Origin of the sequence: Rhizobium sp. N621 (assembly GCF_001664325.1) — a bacterium.
Taxonomy (GTDB): Bacteria; Pseudomonadota; Alphaproteobacteria; order Rhizobiales; family Rhizobiaceae; genus Rhizobium; species Rhizobium esperanzae.
The window spans coordinates 2,997,365-3,011,833 of the sequence record NZ_CP013495.1 but is presented as its reverse complement, the minus strand read 5'-3'; the positions used below and the strand labels follow the sequence as shown (position 1 = coordinate 3,011,833).

The 14,469-nt window shown below is 62.4% G+C and carries 12 protein-coding genes and 1 other RNA gene; all 13 read left to right on the top strand.

From position 1 onward, the window contains the following. The first annotated feature begins 222 nt into the window (after window positions 1-222). The 13 genes from AMK00_RS14675 to ftsW all read left to right on the top strand — a co-directional run bounded on the left by AMK00_RS14675 (window position 223) and on the right by ftsW (window position 14,469). A complete protein-coding gene (locus AMK00_RS14675; RefSeq protein WP_064803828.1) occupies window positions 223-750 on the top strand; it encodes a lytic transglycosylase domain-containing protein in 528 nt (175 codons plus the stop codon). 115 nt (window positions 751-865) lie between these two features. Further along, on the top strand, window positions 866-2,053 hold the full coding sequence (locus AMK00_RS14670) for an NAD(P)/FAD-dependent oxidoreductase (RefSeq protein ID WP_064810830.1): 1,188 nt from the start codon (window positions 866-868) through the stop codon (window positions 2,051-2,053). A gap of 10 nt (window positions 2,054-2,063) precedes the next feature. Continuing rightward, window positions 2,064-3,239 (top strand): NAD(P)/FAD-dependent oxidoreductase, encoded by a 1,176-nt coding sequence (locus AMK00_RS14665; RefSeq protein ID WP_064810829.1) that lies wholly within the window; start codon window positions 2,064-2,066, stop codon window positions 3,237-3,239. A 56-nt stretch (window positions 3,240-3,295) separates the two neighbouring features. Further along, an RNA gene (rnpB, locus tag AMK00_RS14660) (RNase P RNA component class A) lies at window positions 3,296-3,693 on the top strand. Window positions 3,694-4,067: 374 nt separating this feature from the next. Then, the gene (gene mraZ, locus AMK00_RS14655; RefSeq protein WP_064803823.1) at window positions 4,068-4,505 is read left to right on the top strand and encodes a division/cell wall cluster transcriptional repressor MraZ; all 438 of its coding nucleotides are present in this window, start codon (window positions 4,068-4,070) and stop codon (window positions 4,503-4,505) included. Window positions 4,506-4,522: 17 nt separating this feature from the next. Continuing rightward, the gene (gene rsmH, locus AMK00_RS14650; RefSeq protein ID WP_064810828.1) at window positions 4,523-5,548 is read left to right on the top strand and encodes a 16S rRNA (cytosine(1402)-N(4))-methyltransferase RsmH; all 1,026 of its coding nucleotides are present in this window, start codon (window positions 4,523-4,525) and stop codon (window positions 5,546-5,548) included. A 1-nt stretch (window position 5,549) separates the two neighbouring features. After that, window positions 5,550-6,050: a cell division protein FtsL gene (ftsL, locus tag AMK00_RS14645; RefSeq protein WP_064810827.1), complete on the top strand. Its 501-nt coding sequence runs from the start codon at window positions 5,550-5,552 to the stop codon at window positions 6,048-6,050. Continuing rightward, window positions 6,050-7,807: a peptidoglycan D,D-transpeptidase FtsI family protein gene (locus tag AMK00_RS14640; protein WP_064803818.1), complete on the top strand. Its 1,758-nt coding sequence runs from the start codon at window positions 6,050-6,052 to the stop codon at window positions 7,805-7,807. Before ftsL ends, AMK00_RS14640 begins: the two co-directional genes overlap by 1 nt. 6 nt (window positions 7,808-7,813) lie before the next feature. Continuing rightward, entirely contained in the window at window positions 7,814-9,334 is a 1,521-nt protein-coding gene (locus AMK00_RS14635; protein ID WP_064810826.1) for a UDP-N-acetylmuramoyl-L-alanyl-D-glutamate--2,6-diaminopimelate ligase, read from the top strand. Beyond that, a complete protein-coding gene (locus AMK00_RS14630; protein WP_064810825.1) occupies window positions 9,331-10,770 on the top strand; it encodes a UDP-N-acetylmuramoylalanyl-D-glutamyl-2,6-diaminopimelate--D-alanyl-D-alanine ligase in 1,440 nt (479 codons plus the stop codon). Before AMK00_RS14635 ends, AMK00_RS14630 begins: the two co-directional genes overlap by 4 nt. A 22-nt stretch (window positions 10,771-10,792) precedes the next feature. Further along, the gene (gene mraY / locus AMK00_RS14625) at window positions 10,793-11,893 is read left to right on the top strand and encodes a phospho-N-acetylmuramoyl-pentapeptide-transferase (protein WP_011426095.1); all 1,101 of its coding nucleotides are present in this window, start codon (window positions 10,793-10,795) and stop codon (window positions 11,891-11,893) included. A 7-nt stretch (window positions 11,894-11,900) separates the two neighbouring features. After that, window positions 11,901-13,313 carry a UDP-N-acetylmuramoyl-L-alanine--D-glutamate ligase gene (gene murD, locus AMK00_RS14620; protein WP_064803812.1) on the top strand — a complete coding sequence of 471 codons (1,413 nt, stop codon included), beginning with the start codon at window positions 11,901-11,903 and terminating at the stop codon, window positions 13,311-13,313. A gap of 1 nt (window position 13,314) precedes the next feature. Then, window positions 13,315-14,469: a putative lipid II flippase FtsW gene (ftsW, locus tag AMK00_RS14615; RefSeq protein WP_064803810.1), complete on the top strand. Its 1,155-nt coding sequence runs from the start codon at window positions 13,315-13,317 to the stop codon at window positions 14,467-14,469.

The window sequence follows — 14,469 nt, the reverse complement described above, 5'->3', positions numbered from 1 at the left end:
CGAGAAATCCGCCCCGCCACATCATTTCCCTATTATCTCCTCATTGCGATGGTCTAAGGACGCCCGCTGAACGGCGCTCGCGGCTGATTTCAAGTGTAACCGTGACCGCCAAATGAAACGATAAGAATTGCTGTGGAACGCGATCAGTCCTTGATCGCGTGTATCCGGATGACGGCGAGGCGCGCAGTCCTGCAGTTCTTTGGGTCGGAGTGAAGAAACTATATGAAAAATTTGATTGTTGGTGCTGCGGCATGCCTTGGGATGCTGCTGGCGGGGTATAACTTTGCCTCGGCTAATGATGACTGGGGCGTCAGGGCCGAAACCATCCCGCTGAAAACCGTCGATCGCCAGAGCGGTTATGCTATGCCCGATTTCTCCAACAGCATTCCCTATGCTGCGCTGATCAACAAATATGCAGCTGAATACAACGTTCCGGTGGCGCTCGCCCAGGCGGTCGTTCGCATCGAGAGTAATTTCAATCCGAAGGCACGCGGCAGCGCCGGCGAAATCGGCCTGATGCAGATCAAGCCCGCAACGGCCAGGATGATGGGATATTCCGGCACGCGCAAAGGGCTGTTCGATCCCGAGACTAACATCAAATACGGCATGAAGTATCTGGCGGCCGCCCACCAGCTCGGCGGCGGGCAGACCTGCAACACCATCCTCAAATATAATGCCGGCCATGGCGCAACGCGCATGAACCCGGTGTCGAAGACGTATTGCGGCAAGGTCCTGGCGATGCTCGACTGAGCCGCCACCCGGATCGGAGGAAAGTCTTCCGCTACTGTTTTTGCGATATGAATCAGACTGCTCGCCGTGATATCCCACCTCGAAACGAGGTGGCCACCTCGATATAAGGTGAGACATGGCAATCGATTTCAGGTTCATCGTCATCGGGCGCGGCATGATGGGAGCGGCGGCGGCACGGCATCTCTCCTCCATGGCCGAAGGTGTCGCGCTGATCGGCCCTTCGGAGCCGGGGGATCGCAAGGCCCATCACGGCGTCTTTGCCAGCCATTATGACGAAGCGCGCATTACCCGCACCTTCGACGGCAATCTCGCCTGGGGAACTTTCGCCGCGCGGGCGCTCGGGCGCTACCGCGACATCGAGGCGAAAAGCGGCATTTCCTTCTTTTCGGAAGTCGGCTGCCTTTTTGCCGGTCCCCCGCCCAAGGACGAGCAGGACTTTCTTCTAAGGGCGCTGACCGTCAGCGGGACGCTCGGCAGCGATATCGAGATCGTCGCCCCGGCGGAACTCGACCGGCGTTTTCCCTATCTTGCCGTCGGCCCTGATTTCAGCGGATATTTCGAGCGCAAGCGCGCCGGGCACATCAATCCGCGGGCGCTGGTGCGCGCGCAAGCCAGGCTCGCCGAACAGGGCGGCGTCGCGCTGATCGAGGCGACGGTGACGTCGGTGCGTGATGCAGGTTCCCATGTCGAGGTGACGGCCGGCGACAGAAGCTACAGCGCCGAGCGCGTATTGGTCGCGGCCGGCGCTTTCAGCAATTTCCATGCCCTGCTGCCGCGTCCCGTCGATTTGAGCGTGATGGCGCGTACCGTTGTCTTCTGCGAAATCGGCGAGCGCGAGATGGCGATCTTCGGCAACATGCCGTCGACCATCGTGCTCGGCGACCGGGAGGAGGATCACATCTATATCCTGCCGCCGGTGCGTTATCCCGACGGCAAGCTCTATCTGAAGCTTGGCGGCGATACCGAGGCGCTTTCCTTCAGCCGGCTGGAAGAGGCCGGCACGTGGTTCCGTTCCGACGGCAGTGTGGCCGAGCGCGATCATCTCTCGCGCATCGCCCTGCAACTGATGCCGGAGCTGGCCGGCTGCCCGGTTACATCGGCTCCGTGCGTGGCGAATTTCACGCCGACCGGTTATCCCTACGTCGGCTTCACGCCGTCGCCGCGGATCGCGGTGCTAACCGGCGGCAATTTTGTCGCGGCCAAATCCTCCGACGAACTCGGGCGTCTCGGCGCCGTGCTTCTCCGGGAAGGGCGGCTCGGGGATGAGGATTTCGGCCGCGAGCTGACGCCGGTCTTCGTTTGAGAGGAATATCATGGCAGTCGATTTCAAATATATCGTCGTCGGCCGCGGGCTGATGGGAGCCGCTGCCGCGCGGCATCTGGCGCGGCAGACGGATGATGTTGCGGTGATCGGCCCGGACGAGCCTGATGATCGCAAGGCGCATGAAGGCGTTTTCGCCAGCCATTACGACGAGGGGCGCATTACCCGCACCATCGATCCCGACCGCAACTGGGCGCTGCTCGCCAACCGCTCGATCGGTCGCTACGGCGAGATCGCGAACGAGAGCGGCATCGACTTCTATCGGGAGGTCGGCTGCGCCGTCGTCGCGCCTAATGGAAGCGATTATCTCGAAAGGACTCGGCAGGCTGCCGTTTCGCTCGGCGTCGAGACCAGGCTTCTGGACCCGGGCGGATTGAAGACCGCATTTCCCTTCTTTGCCTTTCCCGCCGGCAGTGCAGGTGTGTTCGAGGCGAGGGGCGCCGGACATATCAGTCCGCGCAAGCTGGTCAAGGCGCAATCTATGCTGGCAGAAAGGGCAGGCGCGACTGTCATCCGGGATCATGTGGTCTCGATCCGCGAGGAGGGCGGGCTGGCGACCGTCAAGACTGCCGGGGGCTTCACCTATCGCGGTGAAAAGGTGCTGCTGGCGGCGGGCGGATTTTCCATTGCCGAGAACCTGTTGCCACGGCCTGTTGACATGACGGTTTATGGCCGGACCATAACGCTGTTCGAGGTCGGCGAGGCTGATGCGCTCCGCCTTGCGGCGATGCCGTCGCTCATTCTCGACGTGCCCGGCATCCATATCTATCTGCTGCCGCCGATCCGTTATCCCGATGGCAAATTCTACCTGAAGATCGGCGGCGATCCCGACGATCTGATCTTACGCAACGACATCGAGATGCGGGCTTGGTTCAGGACCGAAGGGCGCGAGAGCGTGCGCTCGCATCTGCAGCGCATCGTCGCCGACCTCGTGCCCGATATGACGCCGCTTTCGATTTCGACGGCCGCCTGCGTCGTCTCGTTTACGGAAAGCAGCTATCCGATGATCGGCTATACCTCTTCGCCCGCGATTGCGGTGCTGACGGGCTGCGCCGGCACCTCGGCCAAGAGTTCGGACGAAATCGGCAGGCTCGGCGCGGAGCTGCTTTTGTCGGGCAGAATCGGCGAACAGGGCTACTCCACGGATTTCACACCTAATTTCCGTTAAGCCTGTCCCCCATATTTCGGTAGCAATTACGGGCTCTCTCGTTTATGGGAGCCCTGCCAGTTGGCCGGGCAGCCGCGCTTTACCAATGCCGAAAGGCGGTAGGGTGAGGAAAGTCCGGGCTCCACGGAAACACGGTGCCGGATAACGTCCGGCGAGGGCGACCTCAGGGAAAGTGCCACAGAAAGCAAACCGCCTGTCATGACAGGTAAGGGTGAAAGGGTGGGGTAAGAGCCCACCGCATCTCCGGCAACGGATATGGCACGGTAAACCCCACCGGGAGCAAGACCGAATAGGGATGACGCGGCGGGCCGAAAGGCTCTCCGGCCGGTTTCCAGGCCAGTCATCCGGGTGGGTTGCGTGAGGCAGCGTGCGAGCGCTGTCCCAGAGGAATGGCTGCCACGTTCCGGTTCACGCCGGAGCCATACAGAACCCGGCTTACAGGCCAACTGGCGATTAACATCCGTACCGCGGCAGGGGCCAGGTCATATTCATGCGCCTTTTAGGCGTGTTTTTGTGCGACGCTATCATTGCGTGTCTGTCGTAAAATGGCACCGCTAACCCTTTGTTAAACTTAACAGCTTATAAATGTTTGATCATGCGTCCGTTGCAAAATGGGCGTATCCCATTGACGCCCATATGGTCCCATGTTATCCCAAATGCGCACTGCATCAGGGCAATCATTTGCCCATTCATCGCAAAGCAAAGGCGTCTTCTTTTCCAGAAGCGTCGGGTGGGATTCGGCTCATCCGGCTTGCGAAGCTGTGCCTGATATTGGGACTTTCGGGCGTCTTTTTGTCCGGCTCCCTGCGGGAACGGATGTTTCGAGTCATGAGCCGCTTCCTTTCGAACGCGACCAACAGGATCGATGCCAAGGGCAGGGTTTCCGTGCCTTCGGCGTTCCGTTCCGTGCTGGCGCAGCGCAACGTTCAGGAGCTTTACTGTTTCCAGGACTTTGTGTTTCCGGCGATCAGCATCGGCGGCCCGGATCTTCTCGAAAGATTCGAGCGGCAGATTGCTGCGGAAGATCCGTTTTCGCCGGATGCGAACGCGATGTCGCTTCTGATCCACGGAGGCGGGGTCTTCATGAAGCTCGATGCCGAGGGGCGGCTGATGGTCACGGATTTCATCCGCGACTTCACCGGCATCTCGGACGAAGTGACCTTCGTCGGTCGAGCGGATCATTTTCAGCTCTGGCAGCCGCAGGCATTCTTGGCTGCGCAGGCGCAGGCACGAGGGGAGCGCAAGCTGGCGGGCAAGCGTTCCTGAAGGAACGAGGGAACGGAATGGCGACGAATCCTGGCGGAGGTTCAACTGATGCCGGTGGCGGACCGGTTCGTCACATTCCTGTTCTTCTCAATGAGGTCCTCGCAGCGCTCTCGCCCGCACCCGGCAAGCTCATTCTCGATGGTACATTCGGTGCGGGTGGTTATAGCGCGGCCATCCTTGCGGCCGGCGCCGAGGTGATTGCGCTCGATCGTGATCCCACAGCGATTGCCGCGGGCCAGGCGATGGTTGCCGCTCATGCCGGCCGCCTCCGGCTCATTCATGCGCAGTTCTCGAATCTTGCCGATCATGCGCCGCAAGGCGGGCTCGACGGCGTCGTGCTCGATATCGGCGTCTCTTCCATGCAGATCGATGAGCCCGAGCGCGGCTTCTCCTTCCAGAAGAGCGGACCGCTTGACATGCGCATGTCGGGGACAGGCGTTTCGGCCGCCGATGTCGTCAATCGCGCCAAGGTCGCGGATCTGATCCGCATCTTCCATTTTCTCGGCGAGGAAAACCAGGCGCCGCGAATCGCACATGCGATCGAGAAGCGGCGCGAGGAAAAGCCCTTCGAAACGACGCGCGATCTTGCCGGCCTCATCGAACTGGTCACCCCGCGCAAGATGAAGGACAAGATCCATCCCGCGACGCGCGTCTTCCAGGCCTTGCGCATTTTCGTCAATAACGAGCTCGGGGAGCTGGCGCAGGCTTTGTTTGCGGCGGAACGAGCTCTGAAGCCCGGCGGCCGGCTCGTCGTCGTCACCTTTCATTCGCTTGAAGACCGCATCGTCAAGAAATTCTTATCCGACCGCGCCGGCAAGGCGACGGGCTCGCGGCACCTGCCGGCCGCACATGAGCGGGCGGCGACCTTCACGGCGATCGGCAAGACGATGGTTTCGGCGAGCGAGGCGGAGGCTGAAGCCAATCCGCGCGCCCGCTCCGCCAAGCTGCGCGCCGGCCAGCGGACGGACGCGGCCGCCGAGGCGGCGGATATGTCGCTCTTCGGGTTTCCCAATCTTGCCTCTCTCGGAAAGCTCGGAGGTTGATATGCTGAAAACGTTCGATCTTGTGCTCATCGGCGTCATGACGGCGACTGCCGCCGTCACCTACACGATCAAGCATCGCGCCGAATTGAAGCTCGAGGAGGTTCATCGCCTCGAGGCCGAGATCAAGCTCGAGAAGGACACGATCGATCTTCTCAAGGCCGATTGGGCGCTGCAATCGCAGCCGAACCGGCTGGAGCGGCTGGTCAATGCCTACAATGCGGAATTGCAGCTGCAGCCGACGGATTCGACGGCGCTCGTGCATGCGAAGGAGCTGCCGATGCTGAAGTCCGAGGTTCCGGTACCGGATGTGACGGAGGCCAAAGCCGGCGCCAAGGGTGCGGCCGTGGCCAGCGCCAAAGGCACGACCGGCAAAGCGCAGCCCGTGCCGATGCCACGGGGCGCAGTACAGCAGCACGGCGCAGCCGAGCAGCGTGACGCAGCCGAGCAGCGTGGTGTGGTGGCAGACGAGGCAGACGAGATCGAAACGGGGTCGGTGGAATAATGTCGTTTCTTTCCCGCATCATGGTCCTGAAGAGCCAGGCGCATTTCTCCACCGGCGTCTATAACCGCTTCGGCGGCCCTTCCGCCGGCGTGGCCATCGAGGGGTCGCGCAAGAAGAAGACAGGGCAGGCAAAAAGCCGTGTAGGGCTGCTGATCCTTGGCTTCATGGGTGTCTATGTCGTCATCGGCGGCCGTCTGGTCGAATATGCCATGAAGGATCAGGAGGTCGTCTCCAGCATCCTGCCGCCCGACCGGTTGATGGCCTCGCGGCCCGACATACTCGATCGCAATGGCGAGGTGCTGGCGACCGACATCCGCACGGTCTCGCTGTTTGCCGAGCCGAACAAGATCGTTGACGTTGATGAGGCGGTGGAGAAGCTTGCAACTGTTTTGCCGGAGCTCGACGTCAGAGACACCTACAAGAAGCTTTCGGTCAAGAGTTCGCATTTCGCCTGGCTGCGCCGGCAGCTGACGCCGAAGCAGCAGAGCCAGATCCTGGCGCTCGGCATTCCCGGCATCGGCTTTCGGCCGGAGAAGCGCCGCTTCTATCCCGGCGGCTCAACCGCGGCGCACATCCTCGGCTATGTCAACATCGACAACCGCGGCGTGGCCGGCATGGAGAAATTTATCGACGACCAGGGGCTCGCCGATCTCGCCTCGGTCGGCATGACGAGCGACCAGCCGCTGGAGCCGGTGCGGCTGTCGATCGACCTGCGCGTGCAGAACATCGTTCGCGATGCGGTCGTCAACGCCGTCAACAATTTCCAGTCAAAGGGGGCCGGCGCCGCTGTGATCGACGTGCACACCGGGGAAGTGCTCGGCATGGCATCGGCACCCGACTTCGATCCGAACAATCCGCAGGAGGGCGCCAAGGAAGGCTGGCTCAACCGGATGACGAACGGCACCTTCGAAATGGGGTCGACCTTCAAAACCTTCTCGCTGGCGATGGCGCTCGACAGCGGCAAGGTGAAGATGTCCGATACGTTCGACGCCAGCAAGCCGATCTATATCGGCGGCTTCACCATCCATGACTTTCACGGACAGCGCCGCTGGCTGACCGTTCCCGAAATCTTCCAGTATTCATCGAACATCGGCACGGCGCGCGTCATCGACCTTGTCGGCATCGACGCGCAGAAGGACTATCTGACCAAATTCGGCCTGCTGACGAAGATGCAGACCGAACTGCCCGAAGTGAAGATGCCGAGCCAGCCGCGCGTCTGGAAGAAGATCAATTCGATCACGATTTCCTTCGGCCACGGCGTCTCAACGACCGCGCTGCAGACGGGCGTGGCGGCTGCCGCCCTTGTCAACGGCGGCAAGCTGATCGAGCCGACATTCCTGCCGCGCACCCGCGAACAGGCCGATCAGGTTGCCAAGCAGGTCCTCAAGAAGTCGACCAGCGATGAGATCCGCTATCTTCTCGATTTCAACGGTTACAAGGGGTCGGGACGCGTCGCCCGTGTGCCGGGCTTTGCCGTCGGCAGCAAGACCGGTACGGCGGACAAGGTGGTGAACGGGCGTTATTCCGCGACGCTCAACTTCAACTCCTTCATTTCCGCCTTCCCGATCGATAATCCCCAATATGTCGTCATCACCTTCTGCGACGAGCCGAAAACAGGCGAAAAGCAATATGGTGGAACGATCTCCGCCGGTACTGCCGGCCCGATCGCTCGTGAGATCATCCGCCGCGCGGCTCCCATTCTCGGCATTGAGCCGAAATTTGGGGAGGGCGGTTCGGCCTTGCTGGTGTCTTATTGAGTGTGAATGAATACCGACGCCGATTCGCGAGGGGTGAACCGGCTTCAAGAGAGAAAAGTGCGTTCGATGAAATTGCGAGACCTGGCCGGAGATCAGTTTCCGGAACTTGAAGTACAGCTCGAAGGCCCGGCAGGCTTGCTTGATATCTCAGGCCTGTCTTCGGACAGCCGCAAGGTCGAACCGGGCAATGCTTTTGTCGCGGTCGCCGGCACCAAGGCGGATGGCGCGGGTTTCATCGCGGATGCCGGCGGCCGTGGGGCCGCCATCGCGATCACCTCCCAGGTTGTCGATGCTCCCATCCCGGTGCTTGCGGTCAAGGAACCGCGCCGCTTTCTTTCCATCGCCGCCTCCCGCTTTTACGGCAGGCAGCCCGAGACCATGGTCGCCGTCACGGGCACGGCCGGCAAGACTTCCGTCGCCTCTTTCACCCGCCAGATCTGGGCACATGCCGGCCATGCAGCCGCGATGATCGGCACGACAGGTGTCGTTTCGCCGACGCGCAATGAATATGGCGCACTGACGACGCCGGATCCGGTGTCGCTGCACAAACTGCTGGCGGAGCTCGCCGACGAGGGTGTTACGCATGCCTCGATGGAGGCTTCCAGCCACGGCCTCGACCAATGCCGTCTTGACGGTGTCAGGCTCGCCGCCGCAGCCTTCACCAATCTCGGCCGCGACCACATGGATTATCATCCGACGGTCGAAGACTATATGGCCGCCAAGATGCGGCTTTTCGATACGCTGCTGCCGAAGGGCTCGCCGGCGGTCGTCTTCGCTGACGATCCGTGGTCGGCGCAGGCAATCAAGGCGGCTGCCGATGCCGGTCATGACGTCCGCACCGTCGGGCGCAAGGGGAAATATCTGTCTCTGAAACGCGTCGAGCATTTCCGCCACAAGCAGACGGCGGAGATCCATATCGGCGATGAGATCTTCGAGGTGGACATTCCGCTGGCCGGCGATTTCCAGGTCGCCAACGCGCTGGTTGCGGCAGGACTTGCCATGTCCACGGGAGTCGAGCCGAAGGTCGCGATGGCGGCGCTCGAGAAACTGGTCGGCGCGTCGGGCCGCCTCGAACTGGTCGGCCATACCCAAGATGGCGCACTCGCTTATGTCGATTATGCCCACAAGCCGGATGCGTTGGAAAATGTGCTGAATTCGGTGAGGCCCTTCACCACCGGCCGTGTCGTCGTCGTCTTCGGCTGCGGCGGCGACCGCGACCGCGGCAAGCGGCCGATCATGGGCGAAATCGCCTGCCGCCTTGCCGATGTCGTGATCGTCACCGACGACAATCCGCGTTCGGAGGAGCCGGCTGCGATCCGGGCGGAGATTATGGCGGCAGCGAGCTCAGCCTCCGAGATCGGCGATCGCGCCACGGCTATCCGTGAGGCGGTCGGCATGCTGAAATCCGGCGATACGCTGATCGTTGCCGGCAAGGGGCATGAGGAAGGGCAGACGATTGGGAACGTCACACTGCCGTTCTCGGACCACGCGGAGGTGCGCAAGGCCTTGGAGGAACTGAAATCTTGAGCTGGCTCTGGACGACCGAAGACATGATCGCAGCGATGGCGGGGCGCCCTTTCGGCACCTTGCCCGAAGGCATCACCGGCATTTCCATCGACAGCCGCTCGATTACATCAGGCGAGGCGTTTTTCGCGATCAAGGGTGACCGCGTCGACGGTCACGACTATGCGTCGATGGCGATAGCGAACGGCGCCTCGCTTCTCGTCGTCAGCGAAGCGAGGCTTCCCGCCCTTGGCCGCCTGACGGTGCCGATGATCGTCGTCGACGACGTGCTGGCGGCACTCGGGCGTCTGGGGCAGGCTTCCCGCAAGCGGTCGCGGGCAAAAATCATCGCCGTTACCGGTTCTGTCGGCAAGACGACCACCAAGGAGATGCTGCGGCACGTGCTGTCGCCGTCGGGCAAGGTGCACGCCTCCGTCGCTTCCTTCAACAATCACTGGGGCGTTCCGCTGACGCTCGCGCGGATGCCTGATGATACCGATTACGGCGTCTTCGAAGTCGGGATGAATCATCCCGGCGAGATCCGGCCGCTGGTGGCGATGATCCGTCCCGATGTCGCGGTCATCACGACGATCGCGCCGGCGCATCTCGGCAACTTCAAGAGCATCAAGGAGATCGCCGCCGCCAAGGCGGAGGTCTTCGAAGGGCTCGAGCCCGGCGGCCATGTCGTGCTCAACCGCGACAATGACCAGTTCAATTTCCTCGATCGAACGGCGCAGTCGCTCGGCATCGAGAACATTCACTCCTTCGGCCAGCATGCCAAGGCGGAATTCAGGCTCGCGGAATTCAACGGCGCGGACGAGAATTCGACGCTATGGCTGACGATCGGCGGCGAGACGCTGGAGGTCGCGATCGGCGCGCCTGGCCGCCATATCGCCGAGAATGCGCTGGCGGCGCTCGGCGTCGTCAGGATCGTCGGAGCCGATATGGAGAAGGCGATCGAGGCGCTTGCGACGCTGAAGCCGGAAAAGGGCAGGGGCAAGCGCCACCGGCTTTCGATCGGCGGCGGTCGCGGCAGTTTCACGCTGATCGACGAGAGCTACAATGCCAATCCGGCCTCGATGCGCGCGGCGATCGCGCTGCTGGCGGCCGCCGAGCCGACCGCGCGCGGCCGCCGTATCGCCGTGCTCGGCGACATGCTGGAGATGGGCGAATATGCCGAGAAGGTCCATGCCGATCTTGCCGGGCCGCTGCTTGCCGCCGGCATCGAACATGTGTGGCTTGCGGGTGCCGAGATGGCCGCGCTGAAGGACTCATTGCCGGAAAGCGTGCAAGTCGAATACCGCGAGAACACGAGCGAATTGACGGAATATGTATTGGACTCGGTCGCGCCGGGCGACGTGTTGATGGTGAAATCGTCTCTGGGCATCGGTTTCGGCAAGATCGTCGCCGCGCTCCTTGACAAGTTCCCGGCATTTGCCGACACGCAACGCGAACTTTGATCGGGTAAACAAGGGGCCCTGAATGCTGATCTGGCTTGTCGAACTGTCGGAATATTTCAAGTTTCTGAATCTGTTCAGATATATCACTTTCCGCACAGGGGCCGCTCTCTTCACCTCCGCATTGATCGTCTTCCTGTTCGGGCCGACGATCATCAATTCGCTGCGCATCCGGCAGGGCAAGGGCCAACCGATCCGCGCGGACGGGCCGCAGACGCATTTCAAGAAGGCCGGCACGCCGACCATGGGCGGGCTGATGATCCTGGCCGGCATCGTCGGGGCGTCGCTGCTCTGGGCCGATCTTTCCAACGTCTATGTCGTCGCCACCTTGCTGGTGACGCTGGGCTTCGGCGCAATCGGCTTCTATGACGATTATCTCAAGGTGACCAAGCAGAGCCACAAGGGCTTCTCCGGCAAGGCGCGCCTCGGCATCGAATTCGTCATCGCCGGCATCGCCGTCTACTTCATGATGCGCACCGCCCTTGCCTCGGGGACCGCCGGCTCGACCTTCGGCTCCTCGATCGCCTTTCCCTTCTTCAAGGACTTCCTGATCAATCTCGGCATCATGTTCGTCGTCTTCGGCGGCTTCGTGATCGTCGGCGCCGGCAATGCCGTCAATCTGACCGATGGCCTCGACGGGCTTGCCATCGTGCCTGTTATGATCGCGGCCGCCTCCTTCGGCGTCATCGCCTATCTCGCCGGCAATGTGGTGTTTGCGAACTATCTGCAGATCAATTTCGTGCCCGGCACCGGTGAGCTTGCCGTCGTGCTCGGCGCCGTCATCGGCGCCGGCCTCGGCTTCCTCTGGTTCAACGCGCCGCCCGCCGCCATCTTCATGGGCGATACCGGGTCGCTGGCGCTCGGCGGCACGATCGGCACCGTTGCCGTCGCCACCAAGCATGAGATCGTCATGGCGATCATCGGAGGCCTGTTCGTCATGGAGACGCTGTCGGTCATCATCCAGGTCGGCTTCTTCAAGATGACCGGCCGGCGCGTCTTCCTGATGGCGCCGATCCATCATCATTTCGAGAAGAAGGGCTGGACCGAGAGCCAGGTGGTGATCCGCTTCTGGATCATCGCCGTCGGCCTTGCCCTGCTCGGCCTTTCGACGCTGAAGCTCCGGTGAGGCGGCGATGATTCCGGTCACGACGCTCAAGGACAGGAAGGTCGCGCTCTTCGGGCTCGGCGGTTCCGGTTTTGCCACTGCCCGCGCGCTGGTCGCTGGCGGCGCCGAGGTGACCGCGTGGGACGACAATCCCGACAGCGTCGCCAAGGCTTCGGCGGAAGGCATCCGGACGGAGGACCTGCACGGCATCGACTGGAGCCAGCATGCGCTGTTCGTCCTGTCGCCCGGCGTGCCGCTCACCCATCCGAAGCCACACTGGACTGTCGACCTGGCGCGGGCGGCCGGCGTCGATATTGTCGGCGACGTCGAGCTCTTCGTGCGCGAGCGCCGCGCTCATGCGCCGGATTGCCCCTTCATCGCTATCACCGGCACCAACGGCAAGTCGACGACGACGGCGCTGATCGCCCACATCCTGAAATCCGCAGGCTACGACACCCAGCTCGGCGGCAATATCGGCACGGCGGTGCTGACGCTCGATCCGCCGAAGGCGGGGCGCTATTTCGTCGTCGAATGCTCTTCCTATCAGATCGATCTGGCGCCGACGCTGAACCCTTCCGCCGGCATCCTGCTCAACCTGACGCCCGATCATCTCGATCGCCACGGCACGATGCAGCACTACGCCGACGTCAAGGAGCGGCTGGTCGCCGGCAGCGATGTCGCGATCGTCGGCATCGATGACAGCCATTCGGCGCTAATCGCCGATCGGATCGAGCGGGCAGGTGTCAAGGTGGTCCGCATCTCGCGCCGTAACGCGGTGGCATCAGGCATTTATGCCGAGGGCACCAGGCTCGTTCAGGCCGGCGGCGGCGCCATGCTGCCCTTTGCCGATCTCGACGGCATCCAGACGCTGCGCGGCAGCCACAATGCGCAGAACGCGGCGGCGGCGGTCGCCGCCTGCCTTGCCGTCGGCGTGTCCGCCGACGACATTCGCACCGGCCTTGCCTCCTTTCCCGGCCTCAAGCACCGCATGCAGCCTGTGGGCAAACGAGGCCGCGTCGTCTTCGTCAACGATTCCAAGGCGACGAATGCCGACGCGGCAGCGCCGGCGCTGTCGAGCTATGATCGCATCTACTGGATCGCCGGCGGCTTGCCGAAATCAGGCGGCATCTCGACGCTCGCGCCCTATTTCCCACGGATCGCCAAGGCCTATCTGATCGGCGAGGCAGCCGCGGAGTTCGCCGCCACGCTCGGCGAGGCCGTGCCCTACGAGATCTCCGGCACGCTGGAGCGCGCAGTCGCGCATGCGGCGGCCGATGCGGAGCGCGACGAAGCTGCTGCTTCCGCCGTGATGTTATCCCCGGCTTGCGCAAGCTTCGACCAGTATAAGAACTTCGAAGTCAGGGGTGATGCCTTCGTCAGCCATGTGGCCGCCCTTGACGGAATGACGATGCTGATCGGACCGGCAACAGGAGAGAAATGACATGGTAAGCCGCGCGGAACGTGGGCCTCTGGCCGATTGGTTCTGGACCATCGACCGTTTCTTCCTGGCGATGTTCATCTTCTTGATGGGCATCGGCTTCATGCTGTCGTTTGCGGCATCTCCGGCGGTTGCCGAGCGCATCGGGCTCGAGCCTTTTCACTTCGTCAAGCGCCATGCCGCCTTCATGATCCCGTCGATCGCCGTCATGCTCGGGCTATCGTTCCTGACGCCGCGCCAGGTGCGGCGAACCGCGATCCTGCTCCTGATCATTTCGCTCGCCATGATGGTGCTGGTGCTGTTCGTCGGCCAGGAGGTCAAGGGTGGCAGGCGCTGGATCTGGATCGCCGGCCTTTCCATCCAGCCGTCGGAATTCATGAAACCTGCCTTCGTCGTCGTCTGCGCCTGGCTATTTGCCGAGCATGCGCGCCAGCCGGAAATCCCCGGTAATCTCTTTGCCATCATCCTCTTCGGCATTGTTGCGGCCCTTCTCGTCGCGCAGCCCGACCTCGGCCAGACCATCCTGACGACCGCCGTCTGGGGGGGCATGTTCTTCATGGCCGGCATGCCGTGGATCTGGATCATGCTGCTCGGCATTGGCGGCGCCGGCGGCCTGCTCAGTGCCTATTACGTCTTTCCGCACGTTGCGCTGCGCATAGACAAGTTCATGACCGGCGAGGGCGACACCTTCCAGATCGACACGGCCCGTGAGGCGATTATCCGCGGCAGCTGGTTCGGTCAGGGACCGGGCGAAGGCATCGTCAAGCGTATCATCCCGGATGCGCATACCGACTTCATCTTCTCGGTCGCGGCCGAGGAATTCGGCATCGTCTTCTGCATGGCGCTCGTCGCGCTGTTTTCCGTGCTGGTGCTGCGCGGCCTCTCGCATGCCTATCGCGAGCGCAATGATTTCAATCGCTTTGCCGTCGCGGGCCTGGTGCTGCAGATGGGCATCCAGTCAATCATCAACATCGGCGTCAATCTTGAGCTGCTGCCGGCAAAGGGCATGACGCTGCCGCTGATTTCCTACGGCGGTTCTTCCATGGTGGCGATCTGCGTTACCGCGGGCTTTATCCTCGCGCTGACGCGCCACCGCCCGGAAAAACGTGCGCAGGACCGGAGCCTCTTCCGCGTCCCGCACGGCATGCCCGCGGAGTAA